We start from the raw sequence: 15,956 nt of genomic DNA, 5'->3' as shown, positions 1-15,956 counted from the left end.
CGAGCGACATGTCGTCCCGTTTCTGACACATTGCGCAGGTGCAGCAAAGGCGGGCCGTCGTGTGGCCGGCTAGGGCCGCAGCCGTGCCAGACGACGGTCGGCCGGCGGATGGGTGGCATACATCAGCGCATAGCCCCGGGCCATGGTGGGTGCGCCCAGATTGTTCGCGAACAGGCGTTCCAGCGCACTGAGCAGCGCCCCGCGACCGGCGTGGTGCGCGGCAAAGGCGTCTGCTTCGTACTCGTACCGCCTGCGCAGGGCGGCGAACCACGGTGACAAAGGCCAGGCCAGCGCCGGCAACAGCAGATAGGCGCCGGCGGCCGCAAAGGCCGGCTCCGTGCTTGCCAGGAACGACGGCGCCAGCGTGCCGAACACAAACCAGCCCAGCCACAGCAGGACGGCCTGGAGCCCGTAATAGCGGCGTAAATGGCCACACTGGAAATGGCCGAGCTCGTGGGCCATGACGGCCTCCAGCTCGGCCGGGTCGAGTTGCGCAACCAGAGTATCCGACAGCACCACCCGCTTGCGTCGGCCCCAGCCTGTGAACTGGGCATTGGCCAGACGCGATCGGCGAGAGGTATCCATGACCAGGACGCTGTCGAGCTCGGCGCCGCAGCGATGCATCAGCGCGGCCAGGCGGCTGCGCAGGTCGCCGGCCGGTAATTCGGTGAATCGATGAAACCACGGTTCGATGACCTGCGGACGCAGCCAGAGCAGCACGCCCGCCCCGACCACAACACACAATCCGCTTGCCGGCCATTGCCATGCACTGCCGAGCGTGTAGAACGGCCAGAGCACGAACACGGCCCCGGCAAACGCCGTGAACGTCTGTGTCAGCCACTGCCGCGCGGCGTCGCCGATCACCGTGGCGGCGGTTGTGGTCGACACCCCGGCGGCCCGCTCGACCCAGTACCAGCGCGCCCACGGCAGCACCCGTTGCAACGCCTGATCGGCCATCGCAAAAACCACCGCGAACGCGACACCCGACAGATAGCCGCCCGTGGCGACCAGGCCATGGAGGACGACGAGCCAGCCCGTACCCAGCCACAGCCCGATTCGCGCCAGCCGTTCGGCGAATACGAGCCCCTGGAACACCGCGCGCCGCTGGCCATAGCGACAGGCACGCCCGGCGAATTGACCAGAGCGCTGCAAGCGATTCAGATGCCGCCATTGGGCGGCGCAGACCACCGCCTGTATGACCAGCCCAGTGACCAGCCACGCCGTGAGCCCTGTGGTGCTCAAGGTGAGAGGCTCGCCCATGATCGGCTCCGAGAAGAAATCGGCACGACCGGCCGGCTACGGAACGTGAGTCTCGCGTCGATCGCGACCGGCAAAGTGAAATAATATAACATTATTTGCGTTTGACCTCGGCCCGCAGCGGAGTAATGTTGTGAACAGACCGGGCACACGCTCGGATTGCACGTAATAAAGTAACATTTATCAGCGCACAAGCGAGGAGTTCTCATGAGTACAACGATACATCCCTCTGTCGATAACGGCATGACGCCGGCCGCCGATGGTTTTTCCGGCGGCACCCTGCGCTGCAAGTGCAGCAGCAACCCGGTGGAGGTCAGCGTATCGTCCCAGTGCGCCCACAACCATGTCTGCGGCTGTACCAAGTGCTGGAAGCCTGACGGCGCCCAGTTTGCCCAGATTGCGGTGGTACCGAAAGACAGCGTCAAGGTCACCGCTAACGAGGAAAAACTCAAGGTGGTGGATTCGTCGGCCGCGATCCAGCGCCATGCCTGCAGCGAATGCGGCACGCACATGTACGGCCGTATCGAAAACTCGGATCATCCGTTCTACGGGCTGGATTTCGTCCATACCGAGCTGTCGAGCGAGGACGGCTGGGAGCCGCCGCAGTTCGCCGCATTCGTGTCGTCGATCATCGAGGCCGGGGCCGACCCGGACAAGATGGGCGAGGTGCGCCGCCACCTGCACGATATCGGCCTCGAGCCGTATGACTGTCTGTCGCCCACGCTCATGGACGTGATCGCCACGCATACCGCCAAGCAGAAAGGCGTGCTCTGATACGCTGATTAATCGGCGGCGGCGCCGATTCGGACAAAGCCCCGTTGATCGTCCGATCAGCGGGGCTTTTTCATGTCGCCTGGATGGTGCGCTAGCCGGAGGCCGCGCCGCCCGGACCGCGCAATATTGAAGCATCGAACCCGGGCGGGAGATCGATGCCGATCGAGAGCATCGCCGAAGCCAGGGTCTTGCCGTAGTTGTCCAGGCGCAGGCTCCGTGATACGCCGCCGCCCTGGGCGCCCTCGCACACGAAGTTCAGCACCGACAGGCCCGGCACCTCGTATCGGCGTATCTCGCCTTCGACCACGCCCGCGAAATGGGCGCCGACCCGCTCGACGGTGAGTTGCTCTGCCAGCAGGGCATAGCTCGCCCGATGGTAGGCGATCACCGCGATATTGGAGGTATCGCCCTTGTCGCCGGAACGGGTGTGAGCAAGTTCTCGTACCGTCACGTTGTGACTATCCGGGTGATTCATGATCCGGCCTCGATGAACTGTACCTGCGGGCTGACCTGGTCACGGTCGATGAGCGTCGACCAGATGCCGATGACTTCGCGCACGCGCTCGGCGAACGGCACGCGCTTGCCGGTCGAGCCGATACCCGACACGGCCATGCCGTCGACCTCCCGACCAATCTTGAGCGCTTCGGCACGTGTCCGACAGCGCGCGGCCACGCGGACCGCAACTTCGTAGGGTGGCGTGGCCGGGACCGGACTCATCGGGCCATGGACCGCGTTGACGCCGATGAAGTCGAACCGCAGGTCGCTGGCCTGCAGTCCCACGATACGAAACCGTTCCCGCAGAATGCGCTCGGCCAGATATGCCTTGTCCAGCGCTCCCGGCCCGGCATAGACGAACAGGTCCTCGCCAATGAAGCCCTCCTGGGCCCCGATCGAGACCTTGAGCGTATCGGTTCGCGGGGTGCCCGTGATACCGGTCACACGCACACGATTGAGCCCCATCGGCTCGATACGGGCTCCGGTGAAATCGACCACTACGTCCGGCGTGATATACCGCGCCGGATCGTGGACTTCGTAGAACATCTGTTCGAGCACGGTATGACGATCGATCACGCCGCCCGTGTCGGGCAGCTTGCCGAACACCACCGCACCGTCGGCTTCAACTTCTGCGATGGGAAAACCCAGATTCCACGGTTCAGGGACGTCTTTGTAGCCGGGGTCGACGAAATAGCCGCCGGTCAGTTGCGCGCCGCATTCCATCAGGTGGCCGATTCCGGCGCCTGCGCCCAACCGGTCCCAGTCGTCGGCGCGCCAGCCGAACTCGTGCATCATCGGCGCCAGGAACAACGCTGGGTCAGCCACGCGACCGGTGACCACGATATCGGCTCCGTCGGCCAGCGCCTGTACGATCCCGGCCGCCCCCAGATAGGCCTCGGCGCTCACGATCTCGCCCTCGATGCTGTCGAATTCGCGCCCGGTCTCCATGATCGGTCCGGCCAGCTCGGCGATCCGATCGCTGACGATCGATCCCGTGACTGCGGCGACTTTCCAGTGGTGAGCCCCCAGCCGGTCCAGGTGTGCGCGTATCGCCCGGGCCGCGCCCACCGGATTGACCCAGCCCTGATTGGACACGATCCGGGTGCCGCGCCGAATGCAGTGCGGCAGCACCGCGGCCATGCGATCGTCCAGATAGGTGTCGAAACCGCCGAAATCGGGGTCACGGCGCTTGCGCACCTGTGCCGTGGACACCGTGGCCTCGGCCATGGTCTCGAAACACAGATAATCCAGATCGCCTTTCTCGGCGAGCTCGACGGCCGGCGAGATGCGATCGCCCCACCAGCCGGACCCGGTCCCTATCTTGAGCATATCGTTCCTGGTTAAGTGTTCGCCCGACTGCGCTAGCTCATCAAGTTGGGGATGAACAGCGAGATCGACGGGAAGGTGAACAGAAGGATCATGACGACCGCCTCGGCGCACAAGAACCACAGCGTGCCGCGTACCACGCGGTCGAACGGCACGGCGTCGCCGACCGCGGCGGATGTGACGAACAGGTTCAGTCCGATGGGCGGTGTCAGCAGACCGATCTCGATGAACTTGACCACGATGACCCCGAACCAGATCTCGTCGACACCCAGACTGTGCATGACCGGTGCGAGGATCGGCAGCGTCACCAGCATCAGGCCGATGGGGTCGAGGAACATGCCCAACACCAGATAGAACGCCGAGGTGAGCACGAAGAACACCACCATGTTCACCGAGTACGCGTCCACGAGCATGCCGATCTGCATCGGAATCTGGCTGAGCGTTAGAAAGCGCGAGAACAACACCGCACCGATGGCGATCAGGAAGATCGCCGCAGTCGTGCGTACGGTCTCGACTACCGACACGCGCAGCATCGACCACGAAAACGACCGATCCAGGATCGAGGCGAGCACCGCCACGCAGGCACCGAACGCGCCCGCCTCCGTCGCGGTGATAGTGCCCGAATACAATCCGCCGACCACGCCGGCCACGATCAACGGCAACGGCCAGGCGCGCAGCAGCAGCCGCCACTTTTCGCGTCGAGAGAAGGTCTCTTGGCTGCGCGGCGCCAGCGCCGGGTTGAGCTTGACTCGAATCATGATCAAGCCGGTATAGGCGACCAGCGTCAGTAGGCCGGGGAGCAGTCCGGCCAGCAGCAGCCGGCTGACCGAGGCTTCCATGAACACCGCGTAGAGGATGAACGGGATCGACGGCGGAATGAGCGCGCCCAGTGTTCCCGACGCGGCCACCACGCCGGTGGCCAGCCCCTTGTCGTAACCGGCACGCAGCATCTCGGGCACCGCCAGACGCGACATGGCCCCGGCCATGGCCACACTCGAGCCGGAGGCTGCGGCAAAGCCGGCACTGGCCAGATTGGTCGCGATCGCAAGTCCGCCGGGCAAAAACGACAGCCAGGCCCGGGCGGCCCGGAACAGATGCGCGGTCAGCCCCGAATGAAAGGCGATCGCCCCCATGAGAATGAACATCGGGATCGCCGTCAGCGACCAGTGCGCCACGAAGTCGAAGGTCGCGGCACCGAGCGACGACAGCGTTGCGGTCAGCCCACGCAGAAAATAGATGCCCACCGCCGCACTGGATCCCAGTGCCACGCCGATCGGCACCCGAATGGCAATCAGGAACAATAGCAGCCCGATACAGGCCAGCCCGATCGTGACCGGACTCATCGCAAGGCCTCGTCGTCGTCGATTACCAGGCCCTCGTCGGTCTCGCGGGTCGGCCGACCCGTGAGCATCCGGGCCAGGCGCCACATCACCACCAGGGCGGCCAGAGAAAGCCCCGCCACGGCCAGCCATCGGCTGGGCCAGACGGTCAGATGGGCAAAGATGGCGTCCACCTCTTCACGCTGCTGGGTCTTCTGCAAGGCCGTGCGCCAGAGACCCCAGGCAAAGAACACGAAAAACGCCAGCATGACCAGTTCGGCCAGCCGGTCGGTGACCTGCTGGATACGAGCCGGAAACAGGTTCGCGATCACATCGACACGAATATGCGCGTTCTGCCAGGCAGCCACGAAGATGCCCAGGAACACGGCCGCGACCATGTAGAAATAGCTCACGATCTCCATGGTGCCGCTGGCCGGCGCCCGGAAGCCGACGCGCAGCACGACGGCGATGGTCACGTGCAGCATCATCGCCACCACGGCCAGACTCGCGATCAACCCGGCCAGCCGCGACAAGCCCTCGAGAACACGCTTCATGCCGCGGCCTGATCGTCGATGACGAGCACGACCTTGCCGACCGCGCGGCGTTCGACGATATGATCGATCGCGCTCACGACATCTTCGAGCGGACTGCGATGACCGATACTCGGATGCAACCGACCCTCGGCGGCCGCCGTGAGCAGCAAGGCCATGCTCTGCTTGAGCCGGGGCGCGAACTCGACGCTGCGATCCCGTACACCCCAGCCGAAATACTCGCTGAAATTGAGCCCGAGCAGACTGATGTTCTTGACCAGCAGGATATTGGCCGGAACCTGCGGAATCGTACCGCCGGCAAAGCCGGCTACCACGACCCGACCTTCGACCGCGGTTGCCCGGATCGACTCGTTGAGCACGTCGCCACCGACCGGGTCGAACACCACGTCGGCGCCTGCGCCGCCGGTCAGCTCCTTGACGGGATCGCGAAAGCCCGTCGTGGCATAGTTGATCGCATGATCGGCGCCGGCCACGAGGGCCGCATCGCACTTGGCATCGGTACTGGCGGTAGCGATGACCCGGGCGCCGGTCATACGCCCGATCTGTACCGCGGCCATGCCGAGCGCCCCGGCCGCTCCGTGTACGAGCAGTGTTTCGTCGGCGACGAGCCCGGCGCGGGTGATCAGCCCGGCGTGCGCGGTGCCGAAAGATAAGGGCACGTTGACCGCCAGATCGAGTGCCAGATCGTCGGGCACCCGATAGATCGTCGGCGTATCGGCCACCACATAATCGGCATAGGCTCCTTCACGCACGATCGCCACCACTCGATCGCCCACGGCAAACTCGTCGACGCCCTCGCCTGTCGCGGCCACCACCCCGGAGACTTCGCTGCCGGGAATGAACGGCGGCGTGGACTTGCGCTGGTAGCTGCCCGCGACCACCAACGTGATCGCGAAAGACACACTGGCATAGGCACAGCGGATCAGGACCTGGCCAGGCCCGGCCACGGGGCGCTCACGCTCGGCGACCACCAGGTCGCGATAGCTGCCCAACTGGTTGCAGACCACCGCGCGCATCAGTTTGTCTGCTCTTGGGCGGCATGCAGACACACGCCGCTGTCGATCAGCGAACCGATCTCCTCGGGCGTATAACCGGCCTCGACCAGCACCTGACGGGTATGGCCGCCAATGGGCGGATCCGGCCGCTGATCGGCCGGCGACAACCCGGCACATGGCAAACCCGCCAGAGGCAGCGGACCCAGCCCGGGGGTATCGATCTCGGTGAACAGTCCCATGTGCTGCACCTGCGGGTCGCCGGCGAGGTCGGCATAGTCGTTGACCGGCCCGCACAGCACGCCGGCCGCGTTGAGCCGCTCGATCCACTCCTCGCGGTCACGCGTGGCAAAGATGGCTGCCAGCTCGGCGTTGAGCTCGTCGTTATGAGCAATGCGGCCGGCGTTGTCGGCGTAGCGCGCATCGTGCGCCCACTGCGACCGATCCAGTGCGTCGGCAAGCGCGAGGAACATGCCGTCACGCAGACAGGCCACAGCCATCATCCCATTGCGGGTCGGATAGAAGCCCGAGGGCGAGGTCACCGGCGTACCGGCCCGTCCGTCACGCATCTGGCTTTGCAACGACGCAGTCATCTGGAAAGCGGCCGCCGCTTGCAGCAGCGAGATCTGCAGATGCCGCCCCTGACCATGCACGCGCTGGTCGAACAGGGCGGCCGACAAGGCGTAGCCGGCGTACAGGCCGGTCACCATATCCACGGCGAGCATTCCCACGCGGCGGGGCGTGCCCGTGGTATCGCGATTCATCGACGCCATGCCCGAAAACGCCTGAATGATGGTATCGGTGCCCGGCCGGGCCACATACGGTCCATCCTGACCAAAACCGGAGATCGAAGCGAGCACGATGCCGGGCCGCGCGGCCTCCAGCGAAGCGTAGTCCAGACCGAGCTTGGTCATGACACCCGGGCGAAAGCTCTCGACCACGACATCCGCCTCCGCCGCCAGGCGCCGCAGCACCGCCTTGCCGGCCGGCTGGCGTGCGTCCACGCAAATCGCGCGTTTGCCCCAGTTCGCCGGCAGGCCCATGGTGCTGTGGCCCTCGCGCACCTCGCCCATCAGCCGTGCCCAGTCTCCTTCGGGCGGCTCGACCTTGACTACGTCCGCGCCCATGGCGGCCAGCATCCCGGCCGCATAAGGGCCGGCCAGACCTTGAGCCAGATCCAGCACCCTGACCCCACGGTAGGGTTGCAGCGTCTCATTACTCATACGTCACCCAGACCTATCCGAGAGGCCCGGCCAGCCCGGCCGGGCCAGACTACGTCACTTGCCGGCGTCGGCGAGCAGGTTCGTCTTGAGCAACTCGTAGTATTGCTGTTCGCTCAGATTCTTGCCCTCGATACGGGCACGCCACTTGTCCATGTTGTCGAGAAACGCCTGTACGATCGCCTCGGGGTTCTTGACGCCGCGCGAGCTGGCCGTCGCAGCTGCCTGCTTGATCTGCGATTGCATGAACTCGTCGCGCTGCTTGACCAGTTCGGGCGAGGCGTCGACGAAATTCACGCCGTCCTTGAGTGCGGTTTCACGGGCCTCTTTCTCTTCGGCCGTGTACGAGTAAACCGTCGATGCCAGCGCCTCGAGGGCCGCGTCCTGCATGATGTGCTGGGTCTGGGCGTCCAGGCCCTGCCAGACCTCTTCGGAGATATTGAACAGCGACCCGCCCTGGAAACCACCCATTGGCAGCGTACCGACGCTGTGTGCCACTTCACCCAGCGACAGCGACTTCAACCAGGCCACGGCGCCGATTACGCAGTCCACCTGGCCGCGTTCCATGGCTTCGTAAGACTCGTTGTTGGGAATGTTGACCGGCACACCGCCGATCTCGCTGACCCAGCGACCGACTTCCGCACCCGGGGCGCGCATGCGCAGCCCCTTGGGATCGAAGCCGTTTTTCATCGGCGCCTTGCACATCGCCTGATACGGCGGCGTGGAATAAGTCGCCAGGAAATGGACATTGTATTTCTTGTACTCGTCCAGGCACTGCGGACAGTCGTTGAGAATCGTGTCGGTGACCGCGGCCGCCGTGATCGCATTGTCGTCGTTGAAGAACGACAGATCGGAAAGCACCGTATTCACCGGCAACGAGGTCGGAAAATACACCGATACGATGAACCCGGCATCGATAAGCTGGTCGTTGATGGCCGACAGCATGGTCTTGGCCGAAGCGGCCGCTTCCGAGGGATAGAACGCAAAAGTCACTTCATCGTCGGTCTTGTCCTGAACGATGTCGATGAACTTCTGGATACCATCTTCACTGGTCGGATGGGTCGGCGGCAGATAGGAGGCATAGGTAAGCTGGCGGGCCTGTGCGCCGGCACTCAATACCAGCCCGGCACCCACCAGCGCCGTCGCCAATCCACGCCAGGGTGCGTTCGAACCTTTGAATCCGACCATGAGATCTCCTCCTCGTTGTGATCATGCGATCGACTCGAATCGACGACCGCGCTTATGGTTCGGATGTAAGCACGCAGCACTGATCCAGTCAACGGTATCCCGTATACAAATAGATGTATAATGCCGCATAGCGGTATGTTGTTCCGCAAATACAAGAGGCTGCGTCATCCACGGCGCTGCGCTCAACCGACATCCGCGGTCGGTCGTCCGAATACGGCGCCCGGCCCGCGCCATTCGGCGGGCCGGTCTCGTTCATCGGCCGGTGCGCCCGTCTTGCACGATTCAGTTGTTCATTCGAGCGTTTACCGGGCTAGCGCCGAGCGTATCGACCAGCTCGCCTGCGGATCGGCGGTTTGGCCACCGGCTCCTCGATTGGGTAAAAGCGCCGCAGTGGCTACGAAATTCGCGTCTTGAGCCTCATTATTCACCGATGCGCGGAACGACGCCGCTCACCCCGCGCTGCGATACACACTTGCCGGAACGGCGTTCGTCGCGGCCGCACAGCTCGCATGGCTACGCCGTACACCCACGGAATTGAACGATACGGCAGGTCACGAACCCACCGCGTACGACCTCTGCTAGACTCCTGGCCTTGTTTTACCCGGCGTTTGCGCCCGGACTGGCCCAATTCATGATGTACGAAACCGACAACCTCCGTATCACCGGCACCCAGAAGATGGTCTCTTCGCAGGATCTGCGCGAGGAGTTCCCCGTGACCGAGACCGCGTCGGAGACCGTGCACGATGCTCGCGAGGCGATCCAGGACGTCCTGCATGGTCGGGACGATCGCCTGCTCGTGGTGGTTGGGCCCTGCTCGATCCACGATATCGATGCCGCGCTCGAATATGCCGCCAAGCTCAAGGCGGCACGCGATCGCTTCGGCGACGATCTGCTGATCGTCATGCGCGTGTACTTCGAAAAGCCGCGCACCACCGTCGGCTGGAAAGGGCTGATCAACGACCCCGATCTGGATGACTCCTTCAAGATCAACAAGGGTATTCGTCAGGCGCGCGAGCTTCTCTGGCGGCTGGCCGAGGACGGCATTCCAGCCGGCGTGGAGTTCCTTGATCTGACCACACCGCAATATCTGGCGGACCTCGTCTCCTGGGGCGCGATCGGCGCACGCACGACCGAATCCCAGGGCCATCGCGAGCTCGCCTCGGGGCTGTCGTGCCCCGTCGGCTTCAAGAACGGCACCGGCGGTTCGATCAAGATCGCGGTGGATGCGGTCGGCGCCGCGCATCATCCGCATCACTTCCTGTCGCTGACCAAGCCCGGCGAGTGGGCGATCTTCGCCACCGAGGGCAACCGAGATACGCATATCATCCTGCGCGGCGGCTCCAACGGACCGAACTACGACGCAGATTCGGTAGCCGCAGCCGTCGCTCTGCTCGAGCAGGCACAGCTGCCCGGCCGCCTGATGATCGACTTCTCGCATGCCAACAGCCGAAAGCAGCACAAGAAGCAGCTGGAAGTCGGCGACGACGTAGGCGGGCAGCTGGCCGCCGGCAGCCGCGCGATCTTCGGTGTGATGATCGAGTCGCACCTGAACGAGGGTAATCAGAAGCTGGTGCCGGGCGTGAAACCCGAATACGGGGTGTCCATCACCGATGCCTGTCTGCACTGGGCCGATACCGAGAAACTGCTGGCCCAGCTCGCCCGATCGGTGGCCGAGCGACGCGACCTGCGCAACGCCGACAACGGCGACTGAGCACACGCCGACCAACGAGTCAGCACGCACGAAAAAGCCGCCCTTCAAGGCGGCTTTTTCGTATCGGCGGCCGGCTCGGGCCTACCAGTAAGGCCCAGGCAACAGGGCGGCCAGCACCCGTCCAGGGATATTGGGTTTTTCGTCGGCTTCGCGTAGACCCTTGCGCCCGCGCGCGGCCTTCGACGACGGGAACATGTGAAACGCCTTGTGCAGCACGAAGTCGTTGACCTTGGGCCACAACGCATAGCTGATCTGTGCGGTGGTGCCCAGCGGCGAAGCGATGCGCTTGGGTTTTTCCAGGATGGCGGCCACGATCATGTCGCCGGCCTGCTCCGGCGTCAGCGTGGGCACGTAATCGTAGATCTTAGTGGGCGCGATCATCGGCGTGCGCACCAGCGGCATGTAGATGGTGGTGAGATTGATATTGCGCGAGGCCACCTCGGGCGACAGACAGCGCGAAAACGCGTCCAGCGCCGATTTCGAAGCTACATAGGCCGAAAACCGCGGAACATTGGTCAGACAACCGATGCTAGAGATGTTGATGATATGGCCGGCTCGCCGCTTGGCCATCGAGGGCAGCAGGTTGAATATCATGCGAATGGCGCCGAAATAGTTCAGCTGCATCGTGCGCTCGTAGTCGTGGAACCGGTTGAGCGACTCGAATACCGAGCGACGTATCGAATGGCCGGCGTTGTTGATCAATACATCGACATGATGATGATCGACGAGAATCTGGCGCGTGCACTCGTCAATGGCCTCGATCTTGTTCAGGTCACATGGATAGGCAAACGCCTCGCCGCCCATCTTCTGGATGATGTGACGGGTCTCCTCCAGCTTTTCGGGCGTGCGCGCGACCATGCATACCTTGGCACCTGCCCGTGCCAGTTTCTTGGCCGCCATGAAGCCGATGCCGCTGGAAGCGCCGGTGATGACCACGACCTTGCCGTTCATGCGGCGCAGCAGTGCTTCGGGCACGTGCACGTCGCAATCCATGTGCATTTCCCAGAATCGCCAGAGCGTCTCGGCGTAGTCGGCCAGGGGCGGACAGTGAATGCCGCTACCCTTGAGCGCGGCCCGCGTGTTGACGTCGTCGAACACCGCGCGATTGTTCACGTACCCCAGAATCGACAGCGGCACGCCCAGCGTCTTCGACAGGCGCTTCTCCATCCACTCGGCCAACGGCAGCGACGACGCCAGCCGCTTGAGCTGATGCTCGATCGAGGCAGGCCATTCATGGGTCGGCAGATTGCGCACGATATCCGGACCGTGCGCCGCGCGCAGGAATATACGCAGCATGCGCCCGGCGCTCGGCGGCTCGTGTTGAATCAGGAAGAACGCCTTGCCGTCCAGATTCTTCTTGTGCGCGATATGGACCATGGCATCGACGACGTAGTCCACCGGCGCGACCGGCATCTGGCCGCCCTCGATACCAACCAGCGGCAGCCATTTCGGAATGTTGTCGCGAATCCGCTTGATCGGCTTGAAGAAATAATAGGGCCCGTCGACCTTGTCCATCTCGCCGGTTTCGGAGTGACCGACGACCATCCCCGGCCGGTAAACCCGCCACGGCACCTTGCAATGTTCGCGCACGATGCCTTCGGACTGGAACTTGGTGCGGTAATAGGGGTGGCGCACCGTCTGGCCTTCATCGAACATCTGGTCGGTGAACACGCCCTGGTAGTCCGCCCCGGCGATCGCCACCGACGAGACATGGTGGAAACAGGGTTTGGTAGCGGCCTCGTTGGCCAGCGCCCCGGCCAGGGCGACGATGTTCGCCGTGCCTTCGTTGTTGACCCGGTTGGCCTGGGCATCCGACATGCTCATGTCGTACACCGCGGCCAGATGAAACACGTGATCGATGCGCCCGGTCAGATGCGTCAGCGCTTCCGAGTCGATGACGCCACGGCGGGTAATGTCACCCCAGACCGGTACCAGCTGGGTATCGGTGGCGCCCAGCCGTTCGCGCAGACCCGCAAAACGATCTGCGCTGGCGCGACGCATCAGTACGTAGACCGTCGCCCCGCGCCGCTCCAGCAGTTTCTCGATAAGAAAACGTCCGATGAACCCGGTCGCGCCGGTCACAAGGTAATTCATTGATCGTCCTGTCCCTGTTGATAGATCGCCCTCGCCCGCCGCGCTATGCTGCACGCTGGTCGCACACCTCACGGTAAACCGAGCATGGGGCGCCACGCCACTGCCGGTTACACGCCTTTGGCGACCAGCATGACCGATTCCGCCCAGCACAACGAGACTGTTCATGAGCGATACCATTTTCTCGAAAATCATCGACCGCGAAATCGATGCCGATATCGTGCACGAGGACGAACACTGCCTGGCCTTTCGTGACGTCAATCCGCAGGCGCCGATGCATATACTGGTGATCCCGAAAAAGCCTATCGAGATGCTCGCTCGCGCCGAGGCCGACGATCAGGCGTTGCTGGGTCATCTAATGCTCACCGCACGCCAGATCGCTGCCGATCAGGGGTATGGCGAGGCTTTTCGTCTGGTCATGAACAACGGTGCAGCCGTGGGCCAGAGCGTGTTTCATCTGCATCTTCATGTGCTCGGCGGGCGCGAATTCTCCTGGCCGCCGGGCTAGTACGGCCCTGACCGTCCGCGCCCTGCCCGCCGCGGGCAGAGTCGACGCACCGGTTGGCTGAATCTTCCGCCGGTGCCGGGGAACCACGGCTGCGGATAGTACCAATCGCCGGCGTCGCGACACGGCGAACCGGATGAGGTACTTGTACGGGCCAGCCCTCGTCCCCATTGACCGGCAGATAACGGCTTTGTCGAGACTGTGCCCGCGCGCTATGATGCCCGGCTCGATTCGGCAGCCGGCCGACTTGTTTTGACCCGGATGGCATCCAGATGAGCAGCGTTGCAAAAACCCAGAGCGAGCGCGCGAGCGCGGCCGACAACGGTCGGGGTCAGTTGACCAGCGACCAGATCGAAGACGTACAGGGTCGTACCGACCCGCGCGAACTGGCCATCAACAAGGTCGGCATCTGCGATATCCGTCATCCGGTCTCGATCGCGCAGCGGGTCGGCGGTCATCAGAGCACCGTCGCCACGTTCGGGATGTTCGTGAACCTCCCCCACCATTTCAAGGGCACTCACATGTCCCGGTTCGTGCAGATCCTCAACGCGCACGAACATCAGATCACCGTCGAATCGTTCAAGGCCATGCTCGGCGAGATGACCGAGCGCCTGGAAGCCGACAACGGCCATATCGAGATGGCCTTTCCCTACTTCGTCGACAAGTACGCCCCGGTCACGCGCGAAAAGGGTGTGATGGATTACAACGTGCGTTTCATCGGCGACCAGCGCGGTTCGCGGACGGATCTGTATGTCGAGGTCAAGGTACCGGTCACCACGCTGTGCCCCTGCTCCAAGGACATCTCCGACTACGGCGCCCATAACCAGCGCTCGTTGATCACCATCCGCGTACGCGCCGATTCATTCTTCTGGCTGGAAGAACTGGTCGATATCGCCGAGTCGGAAGGCTCCTGTGAACTGTACGGCATCCTCAAGCGGGTGGACGAAAAGGCCGTGACCGAGCGCGCCTACGAAAATCCGAAATTCGTCGAGGACGTGGTGCGCGATATCGCCAAGCGCCTCAACGACGACGATCGCTTCCGCTACTACGTGGTGGAGTCGGAGAATTTCGAGTCGATTCATAACCACTCCGCCTACGCGATGATCGAATACGACAAGGACGCACCGACCGGCTGATCCGCTGCTCTGATTCAGAATCGGCCCGATTCAGCGAGCGCATCCCGCGGCCCCGTCAGCAATCCCCGCGCACATCGCTGAACATCACCACGCTGCGTCAATCCGACGCTGCTGGCTGTCCGATATCAGCACGCCGATCCTACGCGTAACGCACGGCCGGTATCGCGCGATAAGCGCGCCGTCACTCGCCCGCCCGGCAACACTGCCGCCGCGCCGTGGCACTGGTAAACTGGATTGTGGGACCGGGCCTGGTCATCGCCAGACCCGTGATTTGATCGGCCCCGCTGGCTCCCCCAGAGGCATGCACGCTGGGCCGAATGCGCGAGACGTCTGGAGACTTGATTGAAAAAGCTTGAATTTTCGAAATTCGGCCGTCCGAAGGACGCGCTGAGCCTGGTCGATGGCCCCAGCCGGGGTCCCGAGGCGGGCGAAGTACGCCTGCGGGTCGAGGCCGCGCCGATCAACCCGGCCGACCTGTTGCTGATCAGCGGTGAATACGGATATCGGCCCGAACTGCCGGCCACACCGGGGCTCGAGGGTGTAGGCCGCGTGGTCGAGAAAGGCGAGGCCGTGTCGCACCTGAAGCTCGACGATGTGGTGCTGTTGCCGCTCGGCCACGGCAGCTGGGCACAGGAAGTCACGGTGGACGCGACCGGGCTGTTCGCACTGCCCGACGACGTCGACCCGCTACAGCTGGCAATGCTGGCCGTGAATCCACTGACTGCTTCGGCGCTGCTCAGCGACATCACCAAGCTGGCCGCCGATGACTGGGTGTTGCTCAATGCCGCCAACTCCGCGGTCGGCCAGTACGTGCTCGAGATCGCCAGCCGACGGAATCTGCGCACGGTGGCCATCGTACGGCGTGGCGGCGGGTTGATCATGCGCCTGAAGGAACGCGGGGCGACCGAAGTCATCGTGGATCGGGGCCAGAATCTCGCCGCCGACATCCTCGCCGTAACCGGTGGGCTGAGCACGCCGCTGGCGCTGGACGCCGTCGGTGGACCAGCGACCGCGGCACTGGCCGGCGCACTCTCCGACGGCGGGCAGCTCGTCAACTACGGTGCCATGGCCGGCGCGCCCTGTGACGTACCGGCCCAGGACCTCGTGTTTCGGGGAATCGACGTACGCGGTTTCTGGCTGACCCGCTGGATAGCACAGGTCGGGCCCGAGCGCGTCCGCCAGCGCATCGAAGAGCTCGCCGACATGTTGCGGGAAGGCCGTCTGCGCGCCGATGTCTACGGCACCTACGATCTGTCGCACTACAAGGCGGCTTTCAAGGCGCTTCAGGACAGCGCACGGACCGGCAAGATCCTGTTCACCCCCGGCATCGCCGAACACTGACCGCAGCGGCCGGCCACGGCGCCTTGAGCAGGACATGAAAAAGCCCGGCC

Annotated in this window: 14 protein-coding genes; 5 read left to right on the top strand and 9 right to left on the bottom strand. The window is 63.9% G+C overall.

The features are described from left to right. Positions 1 to 69 precede the first annotated feature (69 nt). Positions 70 to 1,260: a M48 family metalloprotease gene (locus T31B1_RS11700; protein ID WP_353249686.1), complete on the bottom strand. Its 1,191-nt coding sequence runs from the start codon at positions 1,258 to 1,260 to the stop codon at positions 70 to 72. Between the two features lie 204 nt (positions 1,261 to 1,464). On the opposite strand from T31B1_RS11700, the gene gfa reads away from it, so the two are divergent. Then, positions 1,465 to 2,031 carry an S-(hydroxymethyl)glutathione synthase gene (gfa, locus tag T31B1_RS11695; protein WP_353249685.1) on the top strand — a complete coding sequence of 189 codons (567 nt, stop codon included), beginning with the start codon at positions 1,465 to 1,467 and terminating at the stop codon, positions 2,029 to 2,031. Between the two features lie 91 nt (positions 2,032 to 2,122). On the opposite strand, the gene T31B1_RS11690 is transcribed toward gfa, so the two are convergent. From T31B1_RS11690 to T31B1_RS11660, 7 genes are read right to left on the bottom strand one after another with little or no spacing between them, the layout of a single operon-like run. Then, positions 2,123 to 2,506 (bottom strand): AtuA-related protein, encoded by a 384-nt coding sequence (locus T31B1_RS11690; RefSeq protein WP_353249684.1) that lies wholly within the window; start codon positions 2,504 to 2,506, stop codon positions 2,123 to 2,125. Further along, positions 2,503 to 3,855: an acyclic terpene utilization AtuA family protein gene (locus tag T31B1_RS11685; RefSeq protein ID WP_353249683.1), complete on the bottom strand. Its 1,353-nt coding sequence runs from the start codon at positions 3,853 to 3,855 to the stop codon at positions 2,503 to 2,505. Before T31B1_RS11685 ends, T31B1_RS11690 begins: the two co-directional genes overlap by 4 nt. A gap of 32 nt (positions 3,856 to 3,887) precedes the next feature. Then, positions 3,888 to 5,195, bottom strand: a complete 1,308-nt coding sequence (locus tag T31B1_RS11680; RefSeq protein WP_353249682.1) for a TRAP transporter large permease — start codon at positions 5,193 to 5,195, stop codon at positions 3,888 to 3,890. Beyond that, complete coding sequence (locus T31B1_RS11675; protein WP_353249681.1) at positions 5,192 to 5,725, bottom strand: TRAP transporter small permease; 534 nt, start codon at positions 5,723 to 5,725, stop codon at positions 5,192 to 5,194. The genes T31B1_RS11680 and T31B1_RS11675 overlap by 4 nt, the downstream gene beginning before the upstream one ends. Next, a complete protein-coding gene (locus T31B1_RS11670; RefSeq protein ID WP_353249680.1) occupies positions 5,722 to 6,738 on the bottom strand; it encodes an NADPH:quinone oxidoreductase family protein in 1,017 nt (338 codons plus the stop codon). Before T31B1_RS11670 ends, T31B1_RS11675 begins: the two co-directional genes overlap by 4 nt. Then, positions 6,738 to 7,937 (bottom strand): CaiB/BaiF CoA transferase family protein, encoded by a 1,200-nt coding sequence (locus T31B1_RS11665; protein WP_353249679.1) that lies wholly within the window; start codon positions 7,935 to 7,937, stop codon positions 6,738 to 6,740. Before T31B1_RS11665 ends, T31B1_RS11670 begins: the two co-directional genes overlap by 1 nt. A 54-nt stretch (positions 7,938 to 7,991) precedes the next feature. Continuing rightward, positions 7,992 to 9,122 (bottom strand): C4-dicarboxylate TRAP transporter substrate-binding protein, encoded by a 1,131-nt coding sequence (locus tag T31B1_RS11660; protein WP_353249678.1) that lies wholly within the window; start codon positions 9,120 to 9,122, stop codon positions 7,992 to 7,994. 631 nt (positions 9,123 to 9,753) lie between these two features. Here T31B1_RS11660 and T31B1_RS11655 point away from each other — a divergent pair. Further along, the gene (locus T31B1_RS11655) at positions 9,754 to 10,833 is read left to right on the top strand and encodes a 3-deoxy-7-phosphoheptulonate synthase (RefSeq protein WP_353249677.1); all 1,080 of its coding nucleotides are present in this window, start codon (positions 9,754 to 9,756) and stop codon (positions 10,831 to 10,833) included. 81 nt (positions 10,834 to 10,914) lie between these two features. Here T31B1_RS11655 and T31B1_RS11650 read toward each other — a convergent pair whose 3' ends face one another. Next, positions 10,915 to 12,927: an SDR family oxidoreductase gene (locus tag T31B1_RS11650; protein WP_353249676.1), complete on the bottom strand. Its 2,013-nt coding sequence runs from the start codon at positions 12,925 to 12,927 to the stop codon at positions 10,915 to 10,917. A 163-nt stretch (positions 12,928 to 13,090) separates the two neighbouring features. Here T31B1_RS11650 and T31B1_RS11645 point away from each other — a divergent pair, with 163 nt between their 5' ends. From T31B1_RS11645 to T31B1_RS11635, 3 genes are all read left to right on the top strand, one after another. Then, complete coding sequence (locus T31B1_RS11645; protein ID WP_353249675.1) at positions 13,091 to 13,432, top strand: histidine triad nucleotide-binding protein; 342 nt, start codon at positions 13,091 to 13,093, stop codon at positions 13,430 to 13,432. 269 nt (positions 13,433 to 13,701) lie between these two features. Further along, positions 13,702 to 14,565, top strand: a complete 864-nt coding sequence (gene folE2 / locus T31B1_RS11640) for a GTP cyclohydrolase FolE2 (protein WP_353249674.1) — start codon at positions 13,702 to 13,704, stop codon at positions 14,563 to 14,565. A 342-nt stretch (positions 14,566 to 14,907) separates the two neighbouring features. Then, positions 14,908 to 15,906 carry a zinc-dependent alcohol dehydrogenase family protein gene (locus T31B1_RS11635; protein ID WP_353249673.1) on the top strand — a complete coding sequence of 333 codons (999 nt, stop codon included), beginning with the start codon at positions 14,908 to 14,910 and terminating at the stop codon, positions 15,904 to 15,906. Positions 15,907 to 15,956: the final 50 nt, after the last annotated feature.

Origin of the sequence: Salinisphaera sp. T31B1, from assembly GCF_040361275.1 — a bacterium.
Classification (GTDB): Bacteria; Pseudomonadota; Gammaproteobacteria; order Nevskiales; family Salinisphaeraceae; genus Salinisphaera.
The sequence above is the reverse complement of the archived record's forward strand: the minus strand, read 5'-3'. Positions and strand labels throughout refer to the sequence as shown.